An 18,452-nucleotide genomic window follows, 5' to 3' on the forward strand; every position below is an offset into this window, starting at 1 on the left:
GTGAGGGGTGCGTCGATAAACTGCGGTGCTTTGACCGGCACCACCGCATGCGCACGCTCTACAACGACCAGCACACCCTGCACCACGGCAAGCTCGAGATGTTCCGCGGCGAACTGGTGCCGTGTTTCGAAGTGCCGGCGCGTGCCGACTTCGTGTTGCAGGAACTGAAGCGGCGCGGACTCGGTGCGATCGAAACGCCGGGCATGTTCGACGACACGGTCATCGCGCGGGTGCATGCGCCGCGCTATGTCGATTTCCTGCGCGGCGCCTGGGCCGAGTGGGTGGCGCTGGATCCGGCCAACGCGGGGCGCGACGCGTTTCCCTCGTACTGGCCGATCCGCACCTTCCGCAGCGACGTGCTGCCGGCGAGCTTTGCGGCGCGCATGGGCCTGTTCTCGTACGACGCGGGTTCGCCGTTGACCTCCGGCACATGGGCTGCGGCGCATGCAGGCGCGGGCTGTGCCATTGCCGCGGCGCAGCGCCTGCTGGCCGGCGACCGCGCCGCTTTCGCGCTGACGCGCCCGCCCGGCCACCATGCGGGCGCCGACTTCTTCGGCGGCTACTGCTTTCTGAACAACGCGGCGATCGCGGCGCAGACCCTGCGCGACGCCGGCATGGCGCGGGTTGCGGTGCTCGACATCGACTACCACCACGGCAACGGCACGCAGGCGATCTTCTGGGAACGGGCCGACGTGCATTTCACCAGCCTGCACGGCGATCCGCACACCGAGTACCCGTACTACCTCGGCTATGCGGACGAGCAGGGCGCCGGCGCCGGGCTGGGCTGCAACCGCAACCTGCCGCTGCCGCGCGGCACCGGCTTTGCCGCATGGCGCGAAGCACTGGCGACGGCGCTGCAAGGAATTGCCGCGTTCAGGCCGGATGCCCTGGTGGTGTCACTCGGCCTCGACACCTTCGCCAACGATCCGATTGCCGGCTTCACCCTGCAAAGCGCCGACTATTTGGCGGTCGGCGAAGACCTGGCGCGCGCCGGCCTGCCGACCGTGTTCGTGTTCGAAGGCGGCTATGCCGTGGCCGAGGTCGGCGTGAACGCCGTCAACGTGCTCGAAGGCTTCGAGCAGGCGGCATGACGCGCGGGCGACCCGCCCCGGGACTTCACGGATTGCTGGTTGCCACCTGAGCCGGCCCAATGGCTGGTGACCTTTTCTGGAGACTTCCGCATGATTCCTCGCTCCCTGTTGCTGCGCGCCACGATGCTCGTCGCCTTGACCGCCGCCGCGCCCCTCGCCGCCTGGGCGCAAGCCTTTCCGGCCAAGCCGATCAAGCTGGTGATCGCTTTCCCCGCGGGCGGGCCGACCGACATCACGATGCGCCAGCTCGCCGACAACGCCTCGAAGATCCTCGGCCAGCCGGTGATCATCGAAAACAAGCCCGGCGCCGGCGGCACCCTGCCAGCGCAGGCGCTGCAGACCACCGCGCCGGACGGCTACACGATCGGCCAGATCCCTCTCGGCGTGTTCCGCCTCGGCTACACCACCAAGATCAACTGGGATCCGATCAAGGACATCAGCTACGTCATCAACGTCACCGGCTATGCCTTCGGCATCGTGGTGCCGACCGACAGCCCGTTCAAGAACTGGGGCGACTTCGTCGCCTATGCCAAGGCCAACCCGGGCAAGCTCACCTACGGCTCCACCGGCACGCTGACCAGCCCGCACCTGACCACGGAGCTGATCGCACAGAAGGTAGGCATCGAACTGCAGCACGTGCCGTACAAGGGCAGCGCCGACCTGTCGCTGGCGGTGCTCAGCGGCCAGCTCATGGCGGCCGCCGACAGTACCGGCTTTGCGCCGCAGGTCGAGGCCGGCAAGCTGCGCGTGCTCAACACCTGGGGCGAGAAACGCCTGGCCAAGTTCCCCGACGCGCCAACGCTGAAGGAGCTGGGCATCGACATCGTGCAGAACTCGCCGTTCGGCATCGGCGCGCCGAAGGGCACGCCGCCCGAGGTGGTGAAGAAGCTGCACGACGCCTTCAAGCAGGCGATGGAAGAGCCCAGCTACGTCGGCGTGCTGGGCAAGTACGACATGCTGCCCGACTACAAGAGCTCGGCGCAGTACACCCAGTTCGCCAAGGACACTGTGGCCCGCGAGAAGGTGATCATCGAGAAGCTGGGGCTGGCCAAGGGCCAGTGAGCGCGTCCACACGAACGCTGTTGAATGGATGGCTACTCGCGACCATCGGACGGGCGCTGGGGGGCGATCTGGCTTAGAACTGCTCGCGCGACTTCAGTGAATCCCGCGCCGCGCTCTCCTTGCGTCACATAGCGCGGCAGGTGCGCCAGGTGCGGCACGAAGCGGGCGATGTTCGCCACGCCGATGCTATGCACAAAGGTGTCGAACATCAGCTGGTCGTTGGTCGAGTCGCCCACATAGGCCCAGCGATCCATCTCTTTATTGAGGTCTCGCCCCCACAGTTCGCGCACGATCCAGCGCGCGCCCTCGAGCTTGTTGTGCTCGCCATACCAGCCGTTGATGTGGATGCTGCTCACCGTGGCATGCATGCCGTCGCCGCGCATGCGCATGACGACCTTGTCGATCTGGGCGTCGCTCAGCTGCGTGAACTCGCTGTGGTCGATCGCGATGTCGCATTCGCGGCCGGGCGAGTCGGTGGCACGCACCGCGCCGGGCACTTCGCGCTCGATGCGCGCCAGCACCTCCTGCATGCGTGCGAAGTTGGCGGCGCGTGCAGCGGCGTCCTGCTGGTAGCGCCTGGCGAGCGTGCCGTCGCTTTGCCGCATCAATGCGACCGCGCCGTTTTCCGCGACGATCGAATCGATCGGCCAGGCGGCCGCGAAGGGCTCGCTCCAGCCGACCGGGCGCCCGGTGATGGCGACGACGTGCAGGCCGGCGGTTTTCAGGTCGGCCAGCGCCTGCAGCGCATCGGGCGTGATCGCGCCATGGGTGGTCAGCGTGTCGTCGATGTCGGTGAAGACACCGAGCAGACCGCCGCGGGCCTCTGTCGGCCACTGCGCAAGCGGCAGCATCAGCCCGCCGCCGGGCCGCCCCAAGGCGGGCTGCGCCCCCTCGGGGGGCAGCGAGGACACGGCAGTGCCGAGCGCGGGGGTCACATCAGCCCGCCGCCGGGCCGCCCCAAGGCGGGCTGCGCCCCCTCGGGGGGCAGCGAGGACACGGTAGTGCCGAGCGCGGGGGTCACATCAGCCCGCCGCCGGGCCGCCCCAAGGCGGGCTGCGCCCCTCGGGGGGGCAGCGAGGACACGGCAGTGCCGAGCGTGGGGGTCACATCAGCCCGCCGCCGGGCCGCCCCAAGGCGGGCTGCGCCCCCTCGGGGGGCAGCGAGGACACGGCAGTGCCGAGCGTGGGGGTCACATCACCCCGCCGTCTGCAGCGCCAGCCCCGCGTGCTCCCGCAGCGGATGGAAATGGATCTTCGGAAAGCGCTCCTGCGCGAGGCGCACGTCGTACGGCGAGGTGCACAGGTACGCCAGCGTGTTGGCCGCATCGAGCGCCATGCGCGCCGGGTAGGCGTTGACGAATTCGCGCAGCTCGGCCGGCGTGTCGGCCGTGATCCAGCGGGCGCCGGTGTACTGGCATCCTTCGAGCTTCACGTCGGCGTCGTACTCGGCCTTCAGGCGGTGCTGCACCACTTCGAACTGAAGTTGCCCGACCGCGCCGAGCAGCATCGGCCCGCCCATCTCGGGGCGAAACACCTGGATCGCACCCTCCTCGCCGAGTTGCGCCAGGCCTTGCTGCAACTGCTTGGTGCGCAGCGGGTTCTTCAGGATCACGGTCATGAACAGCTCGGGCGCAAAGAAGGGCAGGCCGGTGAACTGCAGCGAGGCGCCGTCGGTGATGGTGTCGCCCAACTGCACGCCGCCATGCGTGGTGAAGCCCACGATGTCACCGGCATAGGCTTCCTCCACCGCCTCGCGGCGCTGGCTCATGAAGGTGACGACGCTGGTCGGCCGCAACTCCTTGGCGGTGCGCTGCACCTTGAGCCGCATGCCCGGCGTGTACTTGCCCGAGGCCATGCGCACGAAGGCGATGCGGTCGCGGTGGTTGGCGTCCATGTTGGCTTGCACCTTGAACACGACGCCGGCGAAATCCTTGTCCTCGGGCTGGATCTCTTTCACGACCGGCTGGCGGTTGACCAGCGTGGTGCTGGTGCGCGACTGCGGCGAGGGCGCGAGGTCGACTAGCGCGTCGAGCACTTCCATCACGCCGAAGTTGTTGACGCCCGAGCCGAAGAACACCGGGGTCTGCTTGCCGGCGAGAAAGGCGGCGCGATCCCATTCGGGCGAGGCCCCGGCCGCCAGTTCCATGCTCTGCTCGGCGATCTCGAACTCATGGCCGAAGCGCTTGAGCAGCGCGTCGCGGTCGCTCAATGCGATGGTCTCGAACTCCTGCGGCAGCCGCTCCTTGCCCGAATCGAACACCGTCATGGTCTGCGTGCGCAGGTTCATGATGCCGCCGAAGACTTTGCCCTGGCCGACTGGCCAGGTCATCGGCACACAGGGCATGCCGAGCTCGCGCTCGATCTCGTCGAGGATGTCGAGCGGCTCGCGCACCTCGCGGTCCATCTTGTTGACGAAGGTGATGATGGGCGTGTCGCGCTGGCGGCAGACTTCGATCAGGCGGCGCGTCTGCGCTTCGACGCCGTTGGCCGCGTCGATCACCATCAGCGCAGAGTCCACGGCCGTCAGCACGCGGTAGGTGTCTTCCGAGAAGTCCTTGTGGCCCGGTGTGTCGAGCAGGTTGATCACGTGGTCGCGGTAGAGCATCTGCATGACCGACGAGGCCACCGAAATGCCGCGCTGCTTTTCGATCTCCATCCAGTCCGAGGTGGCATGCCGCGTCGCCTTGCGCGCCTTGACCGAGCCTGCGATCTGGATTGCGCCCGAGAACAGCAGCAGCTTCTCAGTCAGCGTGGTCTTGCCGGCATCGGGGTGAGAAATGATCGCGAAGGTGCGACGGCGGCGGGTTTCGGCAAGGAAGGGGGATGACACACGGGGCTCCAGGAGAACCGCCGATTTTCGCAGACGCGCAAGAGCAGGCTGCTGCCACCGGCATGGCGGGCCGCCGGCATGTCTTGCGCGCGGCGCGGCGGCCTGCGCTAAAATCCGCCGTTCCGAGGAGCGTTGCAGCGCCAAAGGCGTGAGGCTCGGACACCTTCGCAACCACGCTCACCTGCTGTTCTCGCGGTGAGTTGCTGTCTCGTCAGACCCCCGAACGCAGTGGCACTTTTCAAACAACTTGTTTTGTTGGAGTTCTCATGAGCGCTGTTCTCAAGCCCACCCCCGTCACTTCCGCCGACCAGGCAATCGCCGACCTCTCCCTTGCCGCCTGGGGCCGCAAGGAAATCCGCATTGCGGAAACCGAAATGCCCGGCCTGATGGCGATCCGCCAGGAATTCGCCACGAGCCAGCCGCTCAAGGGCGCGCGCATCACGGGTTCGCTGCACATGACGATCCAGACGGCCGTGCTGATCGAGACGCTGCAGGCGCTCGGTGCCGACGTGCGCTGGGCTTCGTGCAACATCTTCTCGACGCAAGACCATGCCGCCGCCGCCATCGCTGCCGCCGGCACGCCGGTGTTCGCGATCAAGGGCGAGTCGCTGACCGACTACTGGGACTACACCCACGCCATCTTCGACTTCGGCCCCAAGGGTTCGAAGGGCGAAGGCCCGAACATGATCCTGGACGACGGTGGCGATGCCACGTTGCTGATGCATCTGGGCCAGCGCGCCGAGAAGGATCAATCGGTGCTCGCCAATCCGACCAGTGAAGAAGAACGCATCCTCTACGCCGCGATCAAGGCCAAGCTGGCGGTCGACGGCACCTGGTACACCCGCAAGTCGGCCGAGATCATCGGCGTGACCGAGGAAACCACCACCGGCGTGCACCGCCTGAACGAGATGTCGGCCAAGGGCACGCTGCTCTTCCGCGCCATCAACGTGAACGACTCGGTCACCAAGAGCAAGTTCGACAACCTTTACGGCTGCCGCGAATCGCTGGTCGACGGCATCAAGCGCGCGACCGACGTGATGATCGCCGGCAAGGTCGCCTGCGTGGCCGGCTACGGCGACGTGGGCAAGGGCTCGGCCCAGGCACTGCGCGCACTGTCGGCGCAAGTCTGGGTCACCGAGATCGACCCGATCAACGCGCTGCAGGCCGCGATGGAAGGCTACAAGGTCGTGACCATGGAGTACGCCGCCGACAAGGCCGACATCTTCGTGACGACCACCGGCAACAAGGACGTGATCACGCACGACACGATGGCCGCGATGAAAGACCAGGCCATCGTCTGCAACATCGGCCACTTCGACAACGAGATCGACGTCGCCTCGATCGAAAAGTACGAATGGGAAGAGATCAAGCCGCAGGTCGACCACATCACCTTCCCCGATGGCAAGAAAATCATCCTGCTGGCAAAGGGCCGCCTGGTGAACCTGGGCTGCGGCACCGGCCACCCGAGCTTCGTGATGTCGTCGTCGTTCGCCAACCAGACGATCGCGCAGATCGAACTCTTCACCAAGCCCGACGCTTACGAAGCCGGCAAGGTCTACGTGCTGCCCAAGCACCTGGACGAGAAGGTCGCCCGCCTGCACCTGAAGAAGGTCGGCGCGATGCTGACCGAACTGACGGATGCGCAGGCCGCCTACATCGGCGTCGACAAGAACGGCCCGTACAAGGCGGACACCTACCGCTATTGATCGAAGCGCTGTGCGCGCCGATCAATTGCTCGTCGAACGCGGCCTCGCCGCGTCACGCTCGCAGGCCGTCCGGCTGATTGCGGGCGGTATGCGCTGGCGCGACGCGGGGACGCAGGGCGCCTGGCGTGCCGTTGGCAAGAACCGCGACGATCTGCCCGAAACGGCCGAACTGGAACTGGCCGATGCAGCCGAGGCGCGTTACGTGTCGCGCGGCGGGCTCAAGCTCGAAGGCGCGCTGCGCGTTACCGGCATCGATGCGACGGGGCTGCAGTGCCTCGACATCGGGCAGTCGACCGGCGGCTTTACCGATTGCCTCCTGCAGCACGGCGCGGCGCATGTGACCGGCGTTGACGTCGGCCACGGGCAACTGCACGCCCGGCTGCGCGAGGACGAGCGCGTGACCGCGATTGAAAAGGTCAACGCGCGCAGCCTTGTGGCTGCGGATCTGGCAGCCGAGGCCGAGGCCGAGCCGCGCTTCGACCTGGTGGTCGGCGACCTGTCGTTCATCTCGCAGACGCTGGTGCTGCCCGCCGTGGTGCCCTTTCTCGCTGCGGACGGCCACTTGCTGATGTTGGTCAAGCCGCAGTTCGAACTGCAGCCGGGCCAGGTCGGCAAAGGCGGCATCGTGCGCGATGACGCGATGTATGCGGTGGTCGAGCAGCGCCTGCGCGATGCTTGCGCCGCACTCTCGCTGCGCGTCGTGCAGTGGTTCGACAGCCCGATCGAGGGCGGCGATGGCAACCACGAGTTTTTCATTCATGCCGTTCGGGAGACGAGCGGTGCAACAGGAGTCGGCCGTGCGCCTGCCACTCAGCTTTGAGTTTTTCCCGACCAAGACGCCCGAAGGCGCGGTCAAGCTGCGCGCGGTGCGGCAGCAGCTCTATGTGCACAAGCCCGAGTTTTGCTCGGTGACCTATGGCGCCGGGGGTTCCACGCACGATGGCACCTTCAATGCAGTGCGCGAGATCCTCGATGAGGGCTGCGATGCGGCCAGCCATTTTTCCTGCATCGGCGCCACCCGGGAGACCGTACGGGCGCAGCTTGCGGAACTCAAGGCGATGGGCGTCAAGCGGCTGGTGGCCTTGCGCGGCGACCTGCCGAGTGGCTATGGCATCGGCGGCGAGTTCCACTACGCGAGCGATCTGGTGGCCTTCATCCGCGAGGAGACCGGGCGCGATTTTCACGTCGAGGTGGCCTGCTACCCCGAAGTGCACCCGCAGGCCCGCTCGCCGGAAGCCGATCTGCAGGCCTATGCCGCCAAAGTGAAGGCGGGTGCGGACTCGGCCATCACGCAGTACTTCTTCAGCCCCGAGGCGTACTTCCGTTTCGTCGACGAAAGCCGCAAGCTGGGGCTGGACGTGCCGGTAGTGCCGGGTGTCATGCCGATCATCAGCTCGACGCAGCTGATGCGCTTTTCCGATGCCTGCGGGGCCGAAATCCCGCGCTGGATCCGGCTGCGGCTGCAGGCCTATGGCGACGACACGGCTTCGATCAAGGCCTTTGGCCTCGACGTGGTGACCGACCTTTGCGCGCGCCTGCGCGATGGCGGCGCACCGGCGCTGCACTTCTACACCATGAACCAGTCGCAAGCGACCCTGGGGGTACTGGAGCGGCTCGGGTGAAGATCCAGCGCGCAGCGCTGCTCGTGGCCAGTTGCATGATGGCCGCCTGCGCCGTGCCGCCGGAGGGGGCGGCGCCGGCCACCGGGGAGGGAGCGACGACGGCGGCGCGTTCCCGCCTGCGGCCGCTCGCGCCTGCGTTGGCAGTGCCGCCGGGCGCCGCGCCCCGCTCTCTGGTTCCCGGCGTCGATTACGGCCTCAGCAGTGGCGGCGCCGGCGACCTGCCGCAGGACGACGGCGCGCCCGGTGACGGCGGACCGCGCGAGATCTTCGAGCGCGGCGGCGCGTCGTGGTATGGCATTCAGTTCCACCAGAAAAAGACCGCGAACGGCGAGCGCTTCGACATGGGCGCCATGACGGCGGCCCACAAGACGCTGCCCTTCAACACCCGCGTCTGCGTGCGCAGCCTGGTCAACGGTCGCGAGGTGCAGGTGCGCATCAACGACCGCGGCCCCTACGCGCAGGGCCGCATCATCGACCTCAGCCGTGCCGCGGCCGATGCGATCGGCCTGACCTCGATGGGCATCAAGCAGGTCGCGTTGTCGGTGATCGATCGCAAGGAGCAACGCTGCGGCGGTGCGGCGGCCGATCTCGATGCCGCCGAGCCCGCTGTGGAGCCGGCGCCGCAGCGGATGCGCGCGCGGCCCGGCAAGGCCGTCGTCAACCCGCGCAGCCGTCGATAGCTCAGCCGCCGCTGTCGAGCGAGAACGCCGCGTGCCGGTCTTGTGCCAGCAGATCTTTGGCCTGCTCCAGCGCCGGTTGCAGCAAAGCCTTGAGGGTGTAGGGCGGGTTGATCAGGAACATGCCGCTGGCCGGCAGCCCCGGCCGCTTGGTTTCGCCGCTGTCCGTGGTCAGCAGCTTGCTCGACTTGACGGTCAGCGTGGCATGGAGCCATGACTTGCCAGCCTTGGTTGCCATGGTCTTGAGCCGGCGCGGCAGGTCGTGCGCCTCGGGCCGCGGAATGATGGGGTACCAGATCGCGTAAGTGCCGGTGGCAAAGCGTTTCAGCGCCTCGGCCGTGAAGTCGAGTACGCGACCATAGTCGCTCTTGATTTCGTAGCTCGGATCCATCAGCACCAGGGCGCGGCGCGACGGCGGCGGCAGGAACTTGGTGGCGCTGCCGAAGCCGTCCTCATGCAGCACCGCGATCTGGCGGCCGGCTTCGAGTTGCGCGATGTTGGCGTCCAGCGTGCGCGAGTCGGTCGGATGCAGTTCGAACAGCTTGAGCTTGTCGTGCTCGCGCAGCAGGTGCTGGATGATGAAAGGCGAGCCCGGGTAGACGCGCGCGCCGCCGTTGGGATTGAAGGCGCGCACCACGTCAAGGTAGTGCTGGAGCGCTGGTGCCAGCGTCGCATCGACCGGTTTCGCTATCTTTTTGGTAGCAACTTGAGCAGGCGGGACGGCCGCGGCAGCCGGTTTTGGTGCCAAAAGCCGAAGAATGCCTTCGGCCGCCTCGCCGCTGGTGCCGGCATAGTCGCCGTCGAGCCGGTAGAGCCCGGCGCCGGCGTGGGTGTCGACCACCGTCAGCGCTGCCTCTTTTTCGAGCAAATGGTCGAGCGTGGCAATCAGCACCGTGTGCTTGAGCACGTCGGCGTGGTTGCCGGCGTGGAAGGCGTGGCGGTAACTGAACATGTGTGAATGGTACCCGCTGCTCCGGATTCTTTATATAATCGAAGGCTTCGCAGCGCTTTTGTGGCCCCGCGGCGAAGTTTATCCCCCACCTAAGAGATTCCCGTCAGAGGAACGCCGACCGTGGAAAAGGGCCCGCCAAACCCTCTTACAAAAGAGAAAACTCATGACCAAAACGTTCAGCGCCAAGCCCGCTGACGTGACGCACGAGTGGTTTGTGATTGACGCGACCGACAAGGTCCTCGGACGAGTAGCCAGCGAAGTTGCTCTCCGTTTGCGCGGCAAACACAAGGCCATTTACACGCCTCACGTCGATACCGGTGACTTCATCGTCATCATCAACGCATCGCAACTGCGCGTCACCGGCGCCAAGCCGATCGACAAGATCTACTACCGTCACTCGGGCTACCCGGGCGGTATCTCGTCGACCAACTTCCGCGACATGCAAGCCAAGCACCCGGGCCGCGCCCTGGAAAAGGCCGTCAAGGGCATGCTGCCCAAGGGCCCGCTCGGCTACGCGATGATCAAGAAACTCAAGGTTTACGGTGGTGCCGAGCACCCGCATACCGCCCAGCAACCCAAGGTGCTGGAAATTGCAGGCTTGTCCACCAACGCCCAACGGGAGGCCGCCAAATGATCGGTGAATGGAACAATGGCACCGGCCGTCGCAAATCGAGCGTCGCCCGTGTGTTCATGAAAAAGGGCACCGGCAAGATCACGGTCAATGGCAAGGACATCCAGTCCTACTTTGGCCGCGAAACGTCGATCATGATTGCCAAACAACCGCTGTTTTTGACGAACCACGTCGAAACCTTCGACATCATGATCAACGTGGCTGGCGGTGGCGAGTCGGGCCAGGCAGGCGCGGCCCGCCACGGCATCACCCGTGCGCTGCTGGACTACGACGCGACCCTCAAGCCGGTGTTGAGCCAGGCCGGTTTCGTGACGCGCGATGCGCGTGAAGTCGAGCGTAAAAAGGTCGGTTTGCACTCTGCACGCCGCCGCAAGCAGTTCTCGAAGCGCTAAGGCGTTTTGGGCTTACGGCCCGTACCGACAAAGAACCGCCTTCGGGCGGTTTTTTGCTGCTTGCAGTAGCATGACCCTCAACTGGCCGTTTCTTCGGCCCTAATGGAGTTTCCCCATGAGCGCTGTTGCCGAACAAATCCAGACCGAAATGCCCGCCCCGATCGTCTTCACCGACAGCGCGGCGGCCAAGGTGGCCGACCTGATCGCCGAGGAAGGCAATCCCGATCTCAAGCTGCGCGTGTTCGTGCAGGGCGGGGGCTGCTCGGGCTTCCAGTACGGTTTCACCTTCGACGAGATCACCAACGAAGACGACACCACCATGACCAAGAACGGTGTCTCGCTGCTGATCGACGCGATGAGCTACCAGTACCTGGTCGGCGCCGAGATCGACTACAAGGAAGATCTGCAGGGTGCCCAGTTCGTGATCAAGAATCCGAACGCCACCAGCACCTGCGGCTGCGGATCGAGCTTCTCCGCCTGATCCCTCTCTTGCGCCGTACCGGCGCCACGAAACAACCGCCTACGGGCGGTTTTTTGTTGCCCGTCATTCTTTCGGCCTGCTTCAGGCCGGGTAAATCGCGCCCAGCACCCGGCCGCCCTGCGCACCGGTGACGCTGGCCAGGTTGCCATGCTCGCGCCGCACCGTGGCGCGAGCCAGCCAGGCGAACGCGGCGGCCTCGACCTGCTGCGGCGGCAGGCCACGCTCGGCGGAAGACACGACCGCCAGATCCGGCAGCAACGCCTGCAGCCGTGCCATGAGATGGGCGTTCAGGGCGCCGCCACCGCAAACGATCAGCTCTTTGCTATCAATTCCATAGCGTCTCACGTCCTCTGCACAAGCCCGGGCGGTCAATTCGGCCAACGTGGCCTGGACATCGGCCGGCGCCGCGTCGGTGGCGGCACCGAGATGGGAGGCGAGCCATGCGGGGTTGAACAGGTCGCGGCCCGTGCTCTTGGGCGGCAGCTTGGTGAACCAGGGGCTGGCCTGCAGCCGGGACAGCAGATCGGGCAGCACGCGACCGCTGGCAGCCCATTCGCCGCTGCGATCGAAAGGCTCGCCGACATGGCTCTGGCACCAGTGGTCCATCAGTCCGTTGCCCGGGCCGCAGTCGAAGCCCAGCACGACAGGATCGGCGTCGCCGCTGGCGGGCAGCAAACTCAGGTTGGCGATGCCACCGATGTTGAGAACGGCGATCGCACGGTCGGCCTGGCCAAACAGCGCGCGGTGGAATCCCGGAACCAGGGGCGCGCCTTGGCCGCCCGCGGCGAGGTCGCGGCTGCGGAAATCCGCCACCACGTCGATGCCTGCCCATTCCGCCAGCGCAGCGGGGCTGTTGATCTGCAGGGTGTAGCCCACATCGTCGAACTCCCCGGGACGGTGCCGCACGGTCTGGCCGTGGGCGCCGATGGCGCGCACCGCCTTCGCGGCAAGGCGGGTGTCGGCGAGCAATTGCTGGGTGACGTCCGCATAGAGGCGCGCAATGCCGTTGCCGGCCAGCGCCGCGCGATGTAGCTCGTTGTCGCCGTGCGGCGTGTTAAGGGCCAGCAGTTCGGCGCGCAGCGTCACCGGGAAGTGGGCTGCTGCATGCGCCAGAACCGCGATGCGGCCGCCCGAAAAATCGGCCAGCACGCCGTCGACCCCATCGAGCGAGGTACCCGACATCAGCCCGATGAAAAGCTCGCTAGCCATGGCTGAACCGCCCGGCTGCGGGCTCAATCGGCGCTGGCTTGAACGACCGAAAAGGCCGCTGCCAACTCAGTGCGAGTGGCCTTGGCAATGCGCTCGAAGGCAGGCCGTGACGCGGCTGCGATCGGGGCGCCACCGTCTTGCTGGGCAATGGTGCTCGGGTCGGTGTACTCGCCATTGACGCGAAATTCGAAGTGCAGGTGCGGGCCGGTGGCCCAGCCGGTCGAGCCGACCGCGCCGATGAACTGGCTCTGCGTGACGGCCTGACCGACCTTGACGTCGATGCGGCTCAAATGCGCGTAAGCGGTGCTCTGGTTGTTGCGGTGCTTGACGATGACGATGTTGCCGTAGCCGCTCTGTGTGCCCGCAAACTCGACCACGCCGTCACCCACGGCGCGCACTGCGGTACCGGTAGGCGCCGCAAAGTCGATGCCGTTGTGCTGGCGCCAGCTGTTGAGGATCGGGTGCAGGCGCATCGCGAAACCGCTGGAGATGCGCGAGAACTCGACCGGCGAGCTCAGGTAGGCCTTGCGCAGGCTGTCGCCGGTCGGGCGGTAGTAGCCGCCCTTCTGGCCGGGTTCCTGGAACCACAGCGCCTGGTGCAGCTTTCCGTTGCTTTCGAACTCGGCCGAAAGCACGCGGCCGCTGCGCAGCGACTGGCCGTCGGCTTCGAAGGTTTCGTAGACCACGGCGAAGCGGTCGCCCTTGCGCAGCTGGCGGAAGTCGACATCGCCCGAGAAGATGTCGGCCAGCTGACTGGCGACGCCGTCGGGAATGCGGGCCTCGTCGGTCGCGGCGAACAGCGAACTGCGCACCACGCCGCTGGCCAGGCGCGTGCCCGGCGTCAGCGTGTCGGCTTCGGAGCGCGCGACAAAGCCAGTGGGTGTCTTGACAATCACCAGGCGCTTGAAAGCGCCGTCGCCGTCCGGAATCCAGCGTGCGCTGAGTTTCTGCAGCTGGTTTTCGTGGCTGGCCTCGGCCGTCACGCTGCGGCCAGGGCGGCTGAGCAGGGCGGCGCGGGCTTCGGCATTGGAGCGCACGAAGGCGGCCGCGCCTGCATCGGCGATGCCGAGGCGCTTGAGCAGCGCTTCGGCCGTGTCGCTGGAGCGGGTGAGGTCGCTGCGAAACAGCGTGAAGCCGAACGCGTCCAACGCATCGGTCTGGGCGGCCACCGGCAGCGGGCTGACGGCTTCCAGCACCTGCTTCACCGGCAAATCGGCCGCATCGGGCCCCAGGGAGGCCACGGCGAAGGCGCCGCCGCCTGCGAACAGCAGCAGCGCGCCGATCGCGGTGCTGATCTGCTTCGGGTAGGTTCGGAACGTGTAGGCTAGGCGGGAAGCAAGAAGCTCCTCGGCAGCGAGAATGCCGTTAATCAAATCTGTCGGTTCCCAAATCGGTTCGGCAAATCCGCGCTGCAAGGGCCTTGCGTGAAGGCGGGCAGGACGGTGCGGAAAAAGCGCCGATTAGAATCCGGCGCATGAAAAGTCGGCCTTGAGTATAGCTTCGGCCATAGAAAAACCAGCCAAAAGCCCAATGAATGCCGAATTTGTTACATCCGTAACCCTGTCCAATGGTGTAGGACGGGCTCTCGAAGTATCGCTCCGGGGCGCGGACGAGTTGCTGCCCCGAGACGAATGGGTCAGGAAACTGCAACGCTCCGAGGCCACCGGACAGCCGTTGCGCATCAAGCTCGGGCTCGATCCGACGGCGCCGGACATCCATGTCGGCCACACCGTGGTGCTGAACAAGATGCGCCAGTTGCAGGATCTCGGCCATACGGTGATCTTCCTGATCGGCGACTTCACGACCACCATTGGCGACCCCTCGGGCCGCAACAGCACCCGGCCGCCGCTGACGCGCGAGCAGATCGAGGCCAACGCCCAGACCTACTACCGGCAGGCCAGCCTGGTGCTGGATCCGGCGCGAACCGAGATTCGCTACAACTCGGAGTGGAGCGACCCGCTCGGCGCCCGCGGCATGATCCAACTGGCGGCCAAATACACGGTGGCCCGCATGATGGAGCGCGACGACTTCAGCAAGCGCTTCAAGGCCGGCCAGTCGATCTCGGTGCACGAATTCCTCTACCCGCTGATGCAGGGCTACGACTCCGTGGCGCTGAAAAGCGACCTCGAACTGGGCGGCACCGACCAAAAGTTCAACCTGCTGGTCGGCCGCCATCTTCAGCAGGAATACGGTCAGGAGCCGCAGTGCATACTCACTATGCCTCTGCTGGAGGGGCTCGACGGCATCGAAAAGATGTCGAAGAGCAAGAACAACTACATCGGCATCAGCGAGGCGCCCGCCACCATGTTTGCCAAGGTGCTGTCGATCTCCGACGTGCTGATGTGGCGCTGGTACACGCTGCTGAGCTTCAAGTCGCTGGCAGAGATCGCGGCGCTCAAGGCCGAGGTGGAGGCCGGGCGCAACCCAAAAGATGCCAAGGTGGCGCTGGCCCGGGAAATCACGGCCCGCTTCCACAGCGTGGCGGCAGCCGACGCGGCCGAGCAGGACTTCGTCAACCGCAGCAAGGGCGGTGTGCCCGATGAAATCCCCGAACGTGCCGTCGCGGGCGCGCCGCTGGGCATCGGGCAACTGCTCAAGCAGGCCGGGCTGGTGGAGTCGAGCGGCGAGGGCAATCGCCTCATAGACGGCGGCGGCGTGCGAATCGATTCGGTGGTGGTCAGCGACAAGGGCCTGAAGCTTGCAGCCGGCATCTACGTGCTCCAGGTCGGCAAGCGGAAGTTCGCCCGGGTTACCCTGAACTGAGGCTCAGGCAGGCCTCTCAGCGAACCTCGACCGTCACGCGCCGGTTTTGCGGCTCGTCCACGTCTGGGCCGGTCGGCACGGCCAGGTCGCGCAGTCCGCGGCCGACTGCCTCGATGCGCGCGGCCGGAAAGCCGCGTGTCACCAGCATCTGACGGATCTCCTGCGCGCGCCGGCGCGACAGCTCGTCGTTTTGCGACGGCGTGCCGGTTGTGTCGGTGTGGCCGGTCACGACGATGTCGCCGCCACTGCGCGCGAGCGCTGCGGCGATCACCTCCTGCATGGTTTGATCTGAGGCAGGGGTGAGCGCCGTGCCGCCGGCATTGAAGTACAGCGCATAGTTCTGCGCACGAGGCGGGGCGAGTTCGAACAGCGCCTTGTTGTCTCTCCGGATCTGCGCCGGGTCGGCTTGGTCGACGACCGGCGCGCCGCTGGCGCCGACGGCGGCAGTGGCCCGGGCATAGGGCTTGGAGAGCGTCTGCTCGCCGCCCTTGGACTGCACCACCACGGCCGAAGGGCGGCCATCTTCCTGCGGCAGCAAGACGACGCGGGTGGCGGGCGTGGAGCAGGCAGCGAGCAACACCGCGCAGGCGGCAGCGAGGCAAAGGCCGAGGCGACGTGCGGTCACTGCTGTGCGTCCGCCTGCACGATGAAGTCGGTACCGCGGATGCCGATGGTGGCGGTTTGTGTTTCGATGCGCACCGCGTCGGGGTGTCTCTTGCCGATCAAGCCGGTGATCATGCGCAGCGAACCACGCAGCAGGCCAACCAGCATGTTGCCGTCCTGTGTGGTCGCGTCGAAGCTGAATTCTTTCAAGTCGACCCGCGACGAAGGGCCAACCACCAGCGTGCTGCCGTCGCGCAGCACGACGCTGGCCGCCGCCTCGGGGCCGGTGACGAGGCGCTCGATCGGCGCCACTTCGTCACCCGCGCGGGCAGGCCGGAGTACGCCGCCGGCGTTGAGCAGTTGGACGTCGCCGCGCACCATCTTGATAAAGCCCGCATGCTCTGCAGAGGGCGCCGCGGGGGCCGTGGCAGCGGGTGCTTGCGCCAGCGCGGTCGTGGCCACCCAGAAGGAGCCGGCAAAGGTCATCCAGAACTTCAGTCTCATGGCTCGGATGGTACGCGAGCCACGCCGCATCAAGGCCGCCGGCCATAATTCAGACCTCGTTTCGAGGCCTCGTGCCGTTGTTTGTGTTGCCTCCCCGCTCCCACGTTCCCCGCAAGTCCGCCACGCTGAGCCCCAAGGCCTGGCTGCGCTGGTCGATTGCGGTCGCGCTGCTCACCATCGTGCTAAAGGGCCTGGCAGGCTACGTGACCAATTCGATGGGGCTCATTTCGGACGCGATGGAGTCCTTTGTCAACCTCGCCAGCGCCATGTTCGCGCTGGCGATGGTGACCATCGCGGCACGCCCGGCCGACGAAGACCATCCTTACGGTCATCACAAGGCCGAGTATTTTTCGTCCGGCTTCGAGGGCATCCTGATCGTGGGTGCGGCGCTCGCGATCCTCTGGGTGTCGGTGCAACGCCTGCTGTCGCCCCAGCCGATCGAGCAGTTGGGCTGGGGTCTGGCGCTATCGGTGGCGAGTTCGGTTTTCAATGGCGCACTGGCCTGGGCGCTGTTCCGCGCAGCGCGGGAACACCGCTCGATTGCGCTCGAGGCCGACGGGCGGCATCTGGTCACCGATGTGTGGACGTCGGTCGGCGTGGTGCTCGGCATCATTGCCGTGCATTTCACTGGCTGGCTCTGGCTCGACCCGGTGCTCGCGATCGGTGTGGCGCTGAACATCGCGCGCGAGGGCGTGCGGCTGGTCTGGCGCTCGTCGCAGGGGTTGATGGACGCGGCGCTCGATGCCGAATCGCAAGCCGCGCTGCTCGCGACGCTCGACCGTTTCAAGGCCACAGTGCCCGAGGGCCCGCAGCTGCGCTTTGACGACATCGTGACGCGCAGCGCCGGCCAGCGCCGCTTTGCGGACTTGCACATGCACGTGCCCGGCGACTGGTCGCTGCAACGTGCCGCGTCATTGCGTGACGCGCTCGAGCAGTCGCTGATGGACGCCGTGCCCGGCCTGCGCGTGACGATCCAGTTGCTGCCGCTCGGCATGGAAGCCCGTGCCACGCAAATCGCGGAGCCGGCCGCATGAAGGCCGTACTGCAGCGTGTTGGCGACGCGCGCGTCGACATCGCCGGCCTGACTGTGGGCCGGATCGGCGCCGGGCTGCTGGTGCTGGTGTGTGCCGAGCGCGGCGACAGCGACGCGGCGGCCGACAGGCTGCTCGCCAAGATCCTCAAGCTGCGCATCTTTTCCGACGCGGCCGGCAAGATGAACCACAGCGTGCAGGACGTCGGTGGCGGGCTGCTCATCGTGAGCCAGTTCACTCTGGCGGCCGATGTCAGCGGCGGCAACCGGCCGAGCTTTACGCAGGCTGCGCCCCCGGACGAAGGGCGGCGGCTGTACGGCTACTTTGTGGCGCAGGCCCGTGCCGCACATCCGGATGTGGCGACCGGCGAGTTCGGCGCCGACATGCAGGTGCACCTGGTGAACGACGGCCCGGTCACCATCGCGCTGCAAACCTGATGACCGTTCAGTAGGGGTTGCGGATGGCGAGCCGGGAGAGGATCTCGATCTCGCGCGCTTCCATCGCTTCGGCGTCCGCCTCGCCGGTCTCGTGATCCCAGCCCTGGGCATGCAGCGTGCCGTGCACGACCATGTGCGCGTAGTGCGCGGCCAGCGTCTTGCGCTGCTCCTTCGCCTCGCGTGCGATGACCGGTGCGCACAGCACCAGGTCGGCCATCACCAGCGGGCTTTGTGCATAGTCGAAGGTAAGCACGTTGGTCGGGTAGTCCTTGCCGCGGAATTCGCGGTTCAGGCGCTGGCCTTCGTCGGCGTCGACGATGCGCACGGCCAGTTCGCCATCGCATTCCAGCGCATGGCGAATCCAGCGAACGACGCTGTGGCGCGGCAGCGCCGCACGGTGGCGCTCCACACCCTTGAAGCGGCCGAACTGCAGGGACAGCGAGAGCGCTGGCAGCATCGCCC

At 66.6% G+C, this 18,452-nt stretch carries 20 protein-coding genes and 1 riboswitch; of the genes, 12 read left to right on the forward strand and 8 right to left on the reverse strand.

What is annotated here, in order from left to right:
• Positions 1–47: 47 nt before the first annotated feature.
• Together ACSFA8_RS17915 and ACSFA8_RS17920 are read left to right on the forward strand one after the other, a co-directional pair.
• Complete coding sequence (locus ACSFA8_RS17915; protein WP_435480835.1) at positions 48–1,091, forward strand: histone deacetylase family protein; 1,044 nt, start codon at positions 48–50, stop codon at positions 1,089–1,091.
• Between the two features lie 90 nt (positions 1,092–1,181).
• Positions 1,182–2,153: a tripartite tricarboxylate transporter substrate binding protein gene (locus ACSFA8_RS17920; protein ID WP_435480836.1), complete on the forward strand. Its 972-nt coding sequence runs from the start codon at positions 1,182–1,184 to the stop codon at positions 2,151–2,153.
• 32 nt (positions 2,154–2,185) lie between these two features.
• Here the strand turns inward: ACSFA8_RS17920 and ACSFA8_RS17925 are convergent, their stop codons facing one another.
• Both ACSFA8_RS17925 and ACSFA8_RS17930 read right to left on the reverse strand, forming a co-directional pair.
• Complete coding sequence (locus ACSFA8_RS17925) at positions 2,186–3,004, reverse strand: HAD-IIB family hydrolase (RefSeq protein WP_435480889.1); 819 nt, start codon at positions 3,002–3,004, stop codon at positions 2,186–2,188.
• Between the two features lie 343 nt (positions 3,005–3,347).
• The gene (locus tag ACSFA8_RS17930) at positions 3,348–4,982 is read right to left on the reverse strand and encodes a peptide chain release factor 3 (RefSeq protein WP_435480837.1); all 1,635 of its coding nucleotides are present in this window, start codon (positions 4,980–4,982) and stop codon (positions 3,348–3,350) included.
• Positions 4,983–5,100: 118 nt separating this feature from the next.
• A riboswitch (S-adenosyl-L-homocysteine riboswitch) is annotated at positions 5,101–5,168 on the forward strand.
• An 80-nt stretch (positions 5,169–5,248) separates the two neighbouring features.
• On the opposite strand from ACSFA8_RS17930, the gene ahcY reads away from it, so the two are divergent.
• From ahcY to ACSFA8_RS17950, 4 genes are read left to right on the forward strand one after another with little or no spacing between them, the layout of a single operon-like run.
• A complete protein-coding gene (ahcY, locus tag ACSFA8_RS17935) occupies positions 5,249–6,688 on the forward strand; it encodes an adenosylhomocysteinase (protein WP_435480838.1) in 1,440 nt (479 codons plus the stop codon).
• A gap of 10 nt (positions 6,689–6,698) precedes the next feature.
• Complete coding sequence (locus ACSFA8_RS17940; RefSeq protein ID WP_435480839.1) at positions 6,699–7,508, forward strand: TlyA family RNA methyltransferase; 810 nt, start codon at positions 6,699–6,701, stop codon at positions 7,506–7,508.
• A complete protein-coding gene (gene metF, locus ACSFA8_RS17945; protein WP_435480840.1) occupies positions 7,486–8,310 on the forward strand; it encodes a methylenetetrahydrofolate reductase [NAD(P)H] in 825 nt (274 codons plus the stop codon). The genes ACSFA8_RS17940 and metF overlap by 23 nt, the downstream gene beginning before the upstream one ends.
• The gene (locus tag ACSFA8_RS17950; protein WP_435480841.1) at positions 8,307–8,990 is read left to right on the forward strand and encodes a septal ring lytic transglycosylase RlpA family protein; all 684 of its coding nucleotides are present in this window, start codon (positions 8,307–8,309) and stop codon (positions 8,988–8,990) included. The genes metF and ACSFA8_RS17950 overlap by 4 nt, the downstream gene beginning before the upstream one ends.
• Position 8,991: 1 nt before the next feature.
• Here the strand turns inward: ACSFA8_RS17950 and ACSFA8_RS17955 are convergent, their stop codons facing one another.
• Positions 8,992–9,939, reverse strand: coding sequence for a 23S rRNA (adenine(2030)-N(6))-methyltransferase RlmJ (locus ACSFA8_RS17955; protein WP_435480842.1), 948 nt, complete (start codon positions 9,937–9,939; stop codon positions 8,992–8,994).
• A gap of 163 nt (positions 9,940–10,102) precedes the next feature.
• Here ACSFA8_RS17955 and rplM point away from each other — a divergent pair, with 163 nt between their 5' ends.
• The 3 genes from rplM (at position 10,103) to erpA (ending at position 11,443) form a co-directional block, all read left to right on the forward strand.
• Complete coding sequence (rplM, locus tag ACSFA8_RS17960) at positions 10,103–10,573, forward strand: 50S ribosomal protein L13 (protein WP_286539501.1); 471 nt, start codon at positions 10,103–10,105, stop codon at positions 10,571–10,573.
• Positions 10,570–10,962 carry a 30S ribosomal protein S9 gene (gene rpsI / locus ACSFA8_RS17965; RefSeq protein WP_435480843.1) on the forward strand — a complete coding sequence of 131 codons (393 nt, stop codon included), beginning with the start codon at positions 10,570–10,572 and terminating at the stop codon, positions 10,960–10,962. Before rplM ends, rpsI begins: the two co-directional genes overlap by 4 nt.
• Before the next feature lie 115 nt (positions 10,963–11,077).
• Entirely contained in the window at positions 11,078–11,443 is a 366-nt protein-coding gene (erpA, locus tag ACSFA8_RS17970; protein ID WP_213957393.1) for an iron-sulfur cluster insertion protein ErpA, read from the forward strand.
• 81 nt (positions 11,444–11,524) lie between these two features.
• Here erpA and ACSFA8_RS17975 read toward each other — a convergent pair whose 3' ends face one another.
• Together ACSFA8_RS17975 and ACSFA8_RS17980 are read right to left on the reverse strand one after the other, a co-directional pair.
• Positions 11,525–12,652: an anhydro-N-acetylmuramic acid kinase gene (locus ACSFA8_RS17975; protein ID WP_435480844.1), complete on the reverse strand. Its 1,128-nt coding sequence runs from the start codon at positions 12,650–12,652 to the stop codon at positions 11,525–11,527.
• Positions 12,653–12,675: 23 nt separating this feature from the next.
• A complete protein-coding gene (locus ACSFA8_RS17980) occupies positions 12,676–14,025 on the reverse strand; it encodes a peptidoglycan DD-metalloendopeptidase family protein (protein ID WP_435480845.1) in 1,350 nt (449 codons plus the stop codon).
• Between the two features lie 157 nt (positions 14,026–14,182).
• Here ACSFA8_RS17980 and tyrS point away from each other — a divergent pair, with 157 nt between their 5' ends.
• Positions 14,183–15,415, forward strand: a complete 1,233-nt coding sequence (tyrS, locus tag ACSFA8_RS17985; RefSeq protein WP_435480846.1) for a tyrosine--tRNA ligase — start codon at positions 14,183–14,185, stop codon at positions 15,413–15,415.
• Positions 15,416–15,431: 16 nt separating this feature from the next.
• Here the strand turns inward: tyrS and ACSFA8_RS17990 are convergent, their stop codons facing one another.
• Together ACSFA8_RS17990 and ACSFA8_RS17995 are read right to left on the reverse strand one after the other, a co-directional pair.
• Entirely contained in the window at positions 15,432–16,040 is a 609-nt protein-coding gene (locus ACSFA8_RS17990; RefSeq protein ID WP_435480847.1) for an OmpA family protein, read from the reverse strand.
• Entirely contained in the window at positions 16,037–16,522 is a 486-nt protein-coding gene (locus ACSFA8_RS17995) for a FecR family protein (RefSeq protein WP_435480848.1), read from the reverse strand. Before ACSFA8_RS17995 ends, ACSFA8_RS17990 begins: the two co-directional genes overlap by 4 nt.
• 86 nt (positions 16,523–16,608) lie before the next feature.
• On the opposite strand from ACSFA8_RS17995, the gene ACSFA8_RS18000 reads away from it, so the two are divergent.
• Both ACSFA8_RS18000 and dtd read left to right on the forward strand, forming a co-directional pair.
• Positions 16,609–17,556, forward strand: a complete 948-nt coding sequence (locus ACSFA8_RS18000; RefSeq protein WP_435480849.1) for a cation diffusion facilitator family transporter — start codon at positions 16,609–16,611, stop codon at positions 17,554–17,556.
• Positions 17,553–17,990 (forward strand): D-aminoacyl-tRNA deacylase, encoded by a 438-nt coding sequence (gene dtd / locus ACSFA8_RS18005; RefSeq protein ID WP_435480850.1) that lies wholly within the window; start codon positions 17,553–17,555, stop codon positions 17,988–17,990. The genes ACSFA8_RS18000 and dtd overlap by 4 nt, the downstream gene beginning before the upstream one ends.
• A 7-nt stretch (positions 17,991–17,997) precedes the next feature.
• Here the strand turns inward: dtd and ybeY are convergent, their stop codons facing one another.
• Complete coding sequence (gene ybeY, locus ACSFA8_RS18010; RefSeq protein WP_435480851.1) at positions 17,998–18,447, reverse strand: rRNA maturation RNase YbeY; 450 nt, start codon at positions 18,445–18,447, stop codon at positions 17,998–18,000.
• Positions 18,448–18,452: the final 5 nt, after the last annotated feature.

Source organism: Variovorax nitratireducens (assembly GCF_051216545.1).
GTDB lineage: Bacteria > Pseudomonadota > Gammaproteobacteria > Burkholderiales > Burkholderiaceae_C > Variovorax.

Bases quoted from the DNA above. Each gene is read 5' to 3' on its own strand.
- tyrS (WP_435480846.1), top strand. From the start codon at position 14,183: ATGAATGCCGAATTTGTTACATCCGTAACCCTGTCCAATGGTGTAGGA.
- ahcY (WP_435480838.1), top strand. From the start codon at position 5,249: ATGAGCGCTGTTCTCAAGCCCACCCCCGTCACTTCCGCCGACCAGGCA.
- rpsI (WP_435480843.1), top strand. From the start codon at position 10,570: ATGATCGGTGAATGGAACAATGGCACCGGCCGTCGCAAATCGAGCGTC.
- ACSFA8_RS17955 (WP_435480842.1), bottom strand. From the start codon at position 9,939: ATGTTCAGTTACCGCCACGCCTTCCACGCCGGCAACCACGCCGACGTG.
- rplM (WP_286539501.1), top strand. From the start codon at position 10,103: ATGACCAAAACGTTCAGCGCCAAGCCCGCTGACGTGACGCACGAGTGG.
- ACSFA8_RS17920 (WP_435480836.1), top strand. From the start codon at position 1,182: ATGATTCCTCGCTCCCTGTTGCTGCGCGCCACGATGCTCGTCGCCTTG.
- erpA (WP_213957393.1), top strand. From the start codon at position 11,078: ATGAGCGCTGTTGCCGAACAAATCCAGACCGAAATGCCCGCCCCGATC.
- ACSFA8_RS17995 (WP_435480848.1), bottom strand. From the start codon at position 16,522: ATGAGACTGAAGTTCTGGATGACCTTTGCCGGCTCCTTCTGGGTGGCC.
- ybeY (WP_435480851.1), bottom strand. From the start codon at position 18,447: ATGCTGCCAGCGCTCTCGCTGTCCCTGCAGTTCGGCCGCTTCAAGGGT.
- dtd (WP_435480850.1), top strand. From the start codon at position 17,553: ATGAAGGCCGTACTGCAGCGTGTTGGCGACGCGCGCGTCGACATCGCC.
- ACSFA8_RS17925 (WP_435480889.1), bottom strand. From the start codon at position 3,004: ATGCTGCCGCTTGCGCAGTGGCCGACAGAGGCCCGCGGCGGTCTGCTC.
- ACSFA8_RS17915 (WP_435480835.1), top strand. From the start codon at position 48: ATGCGCACGCTCTACAACGACCAGCACACCCTGCACCACGGCAAGCTC.
- ACSFA8_RS17975 (WP_435480844.1), bottom strand. From the start codon at position 12,652: ATGGCTAGCGAGCTTTTCATCGGGCTGATGTCGGGTACCTCGCTCGAT.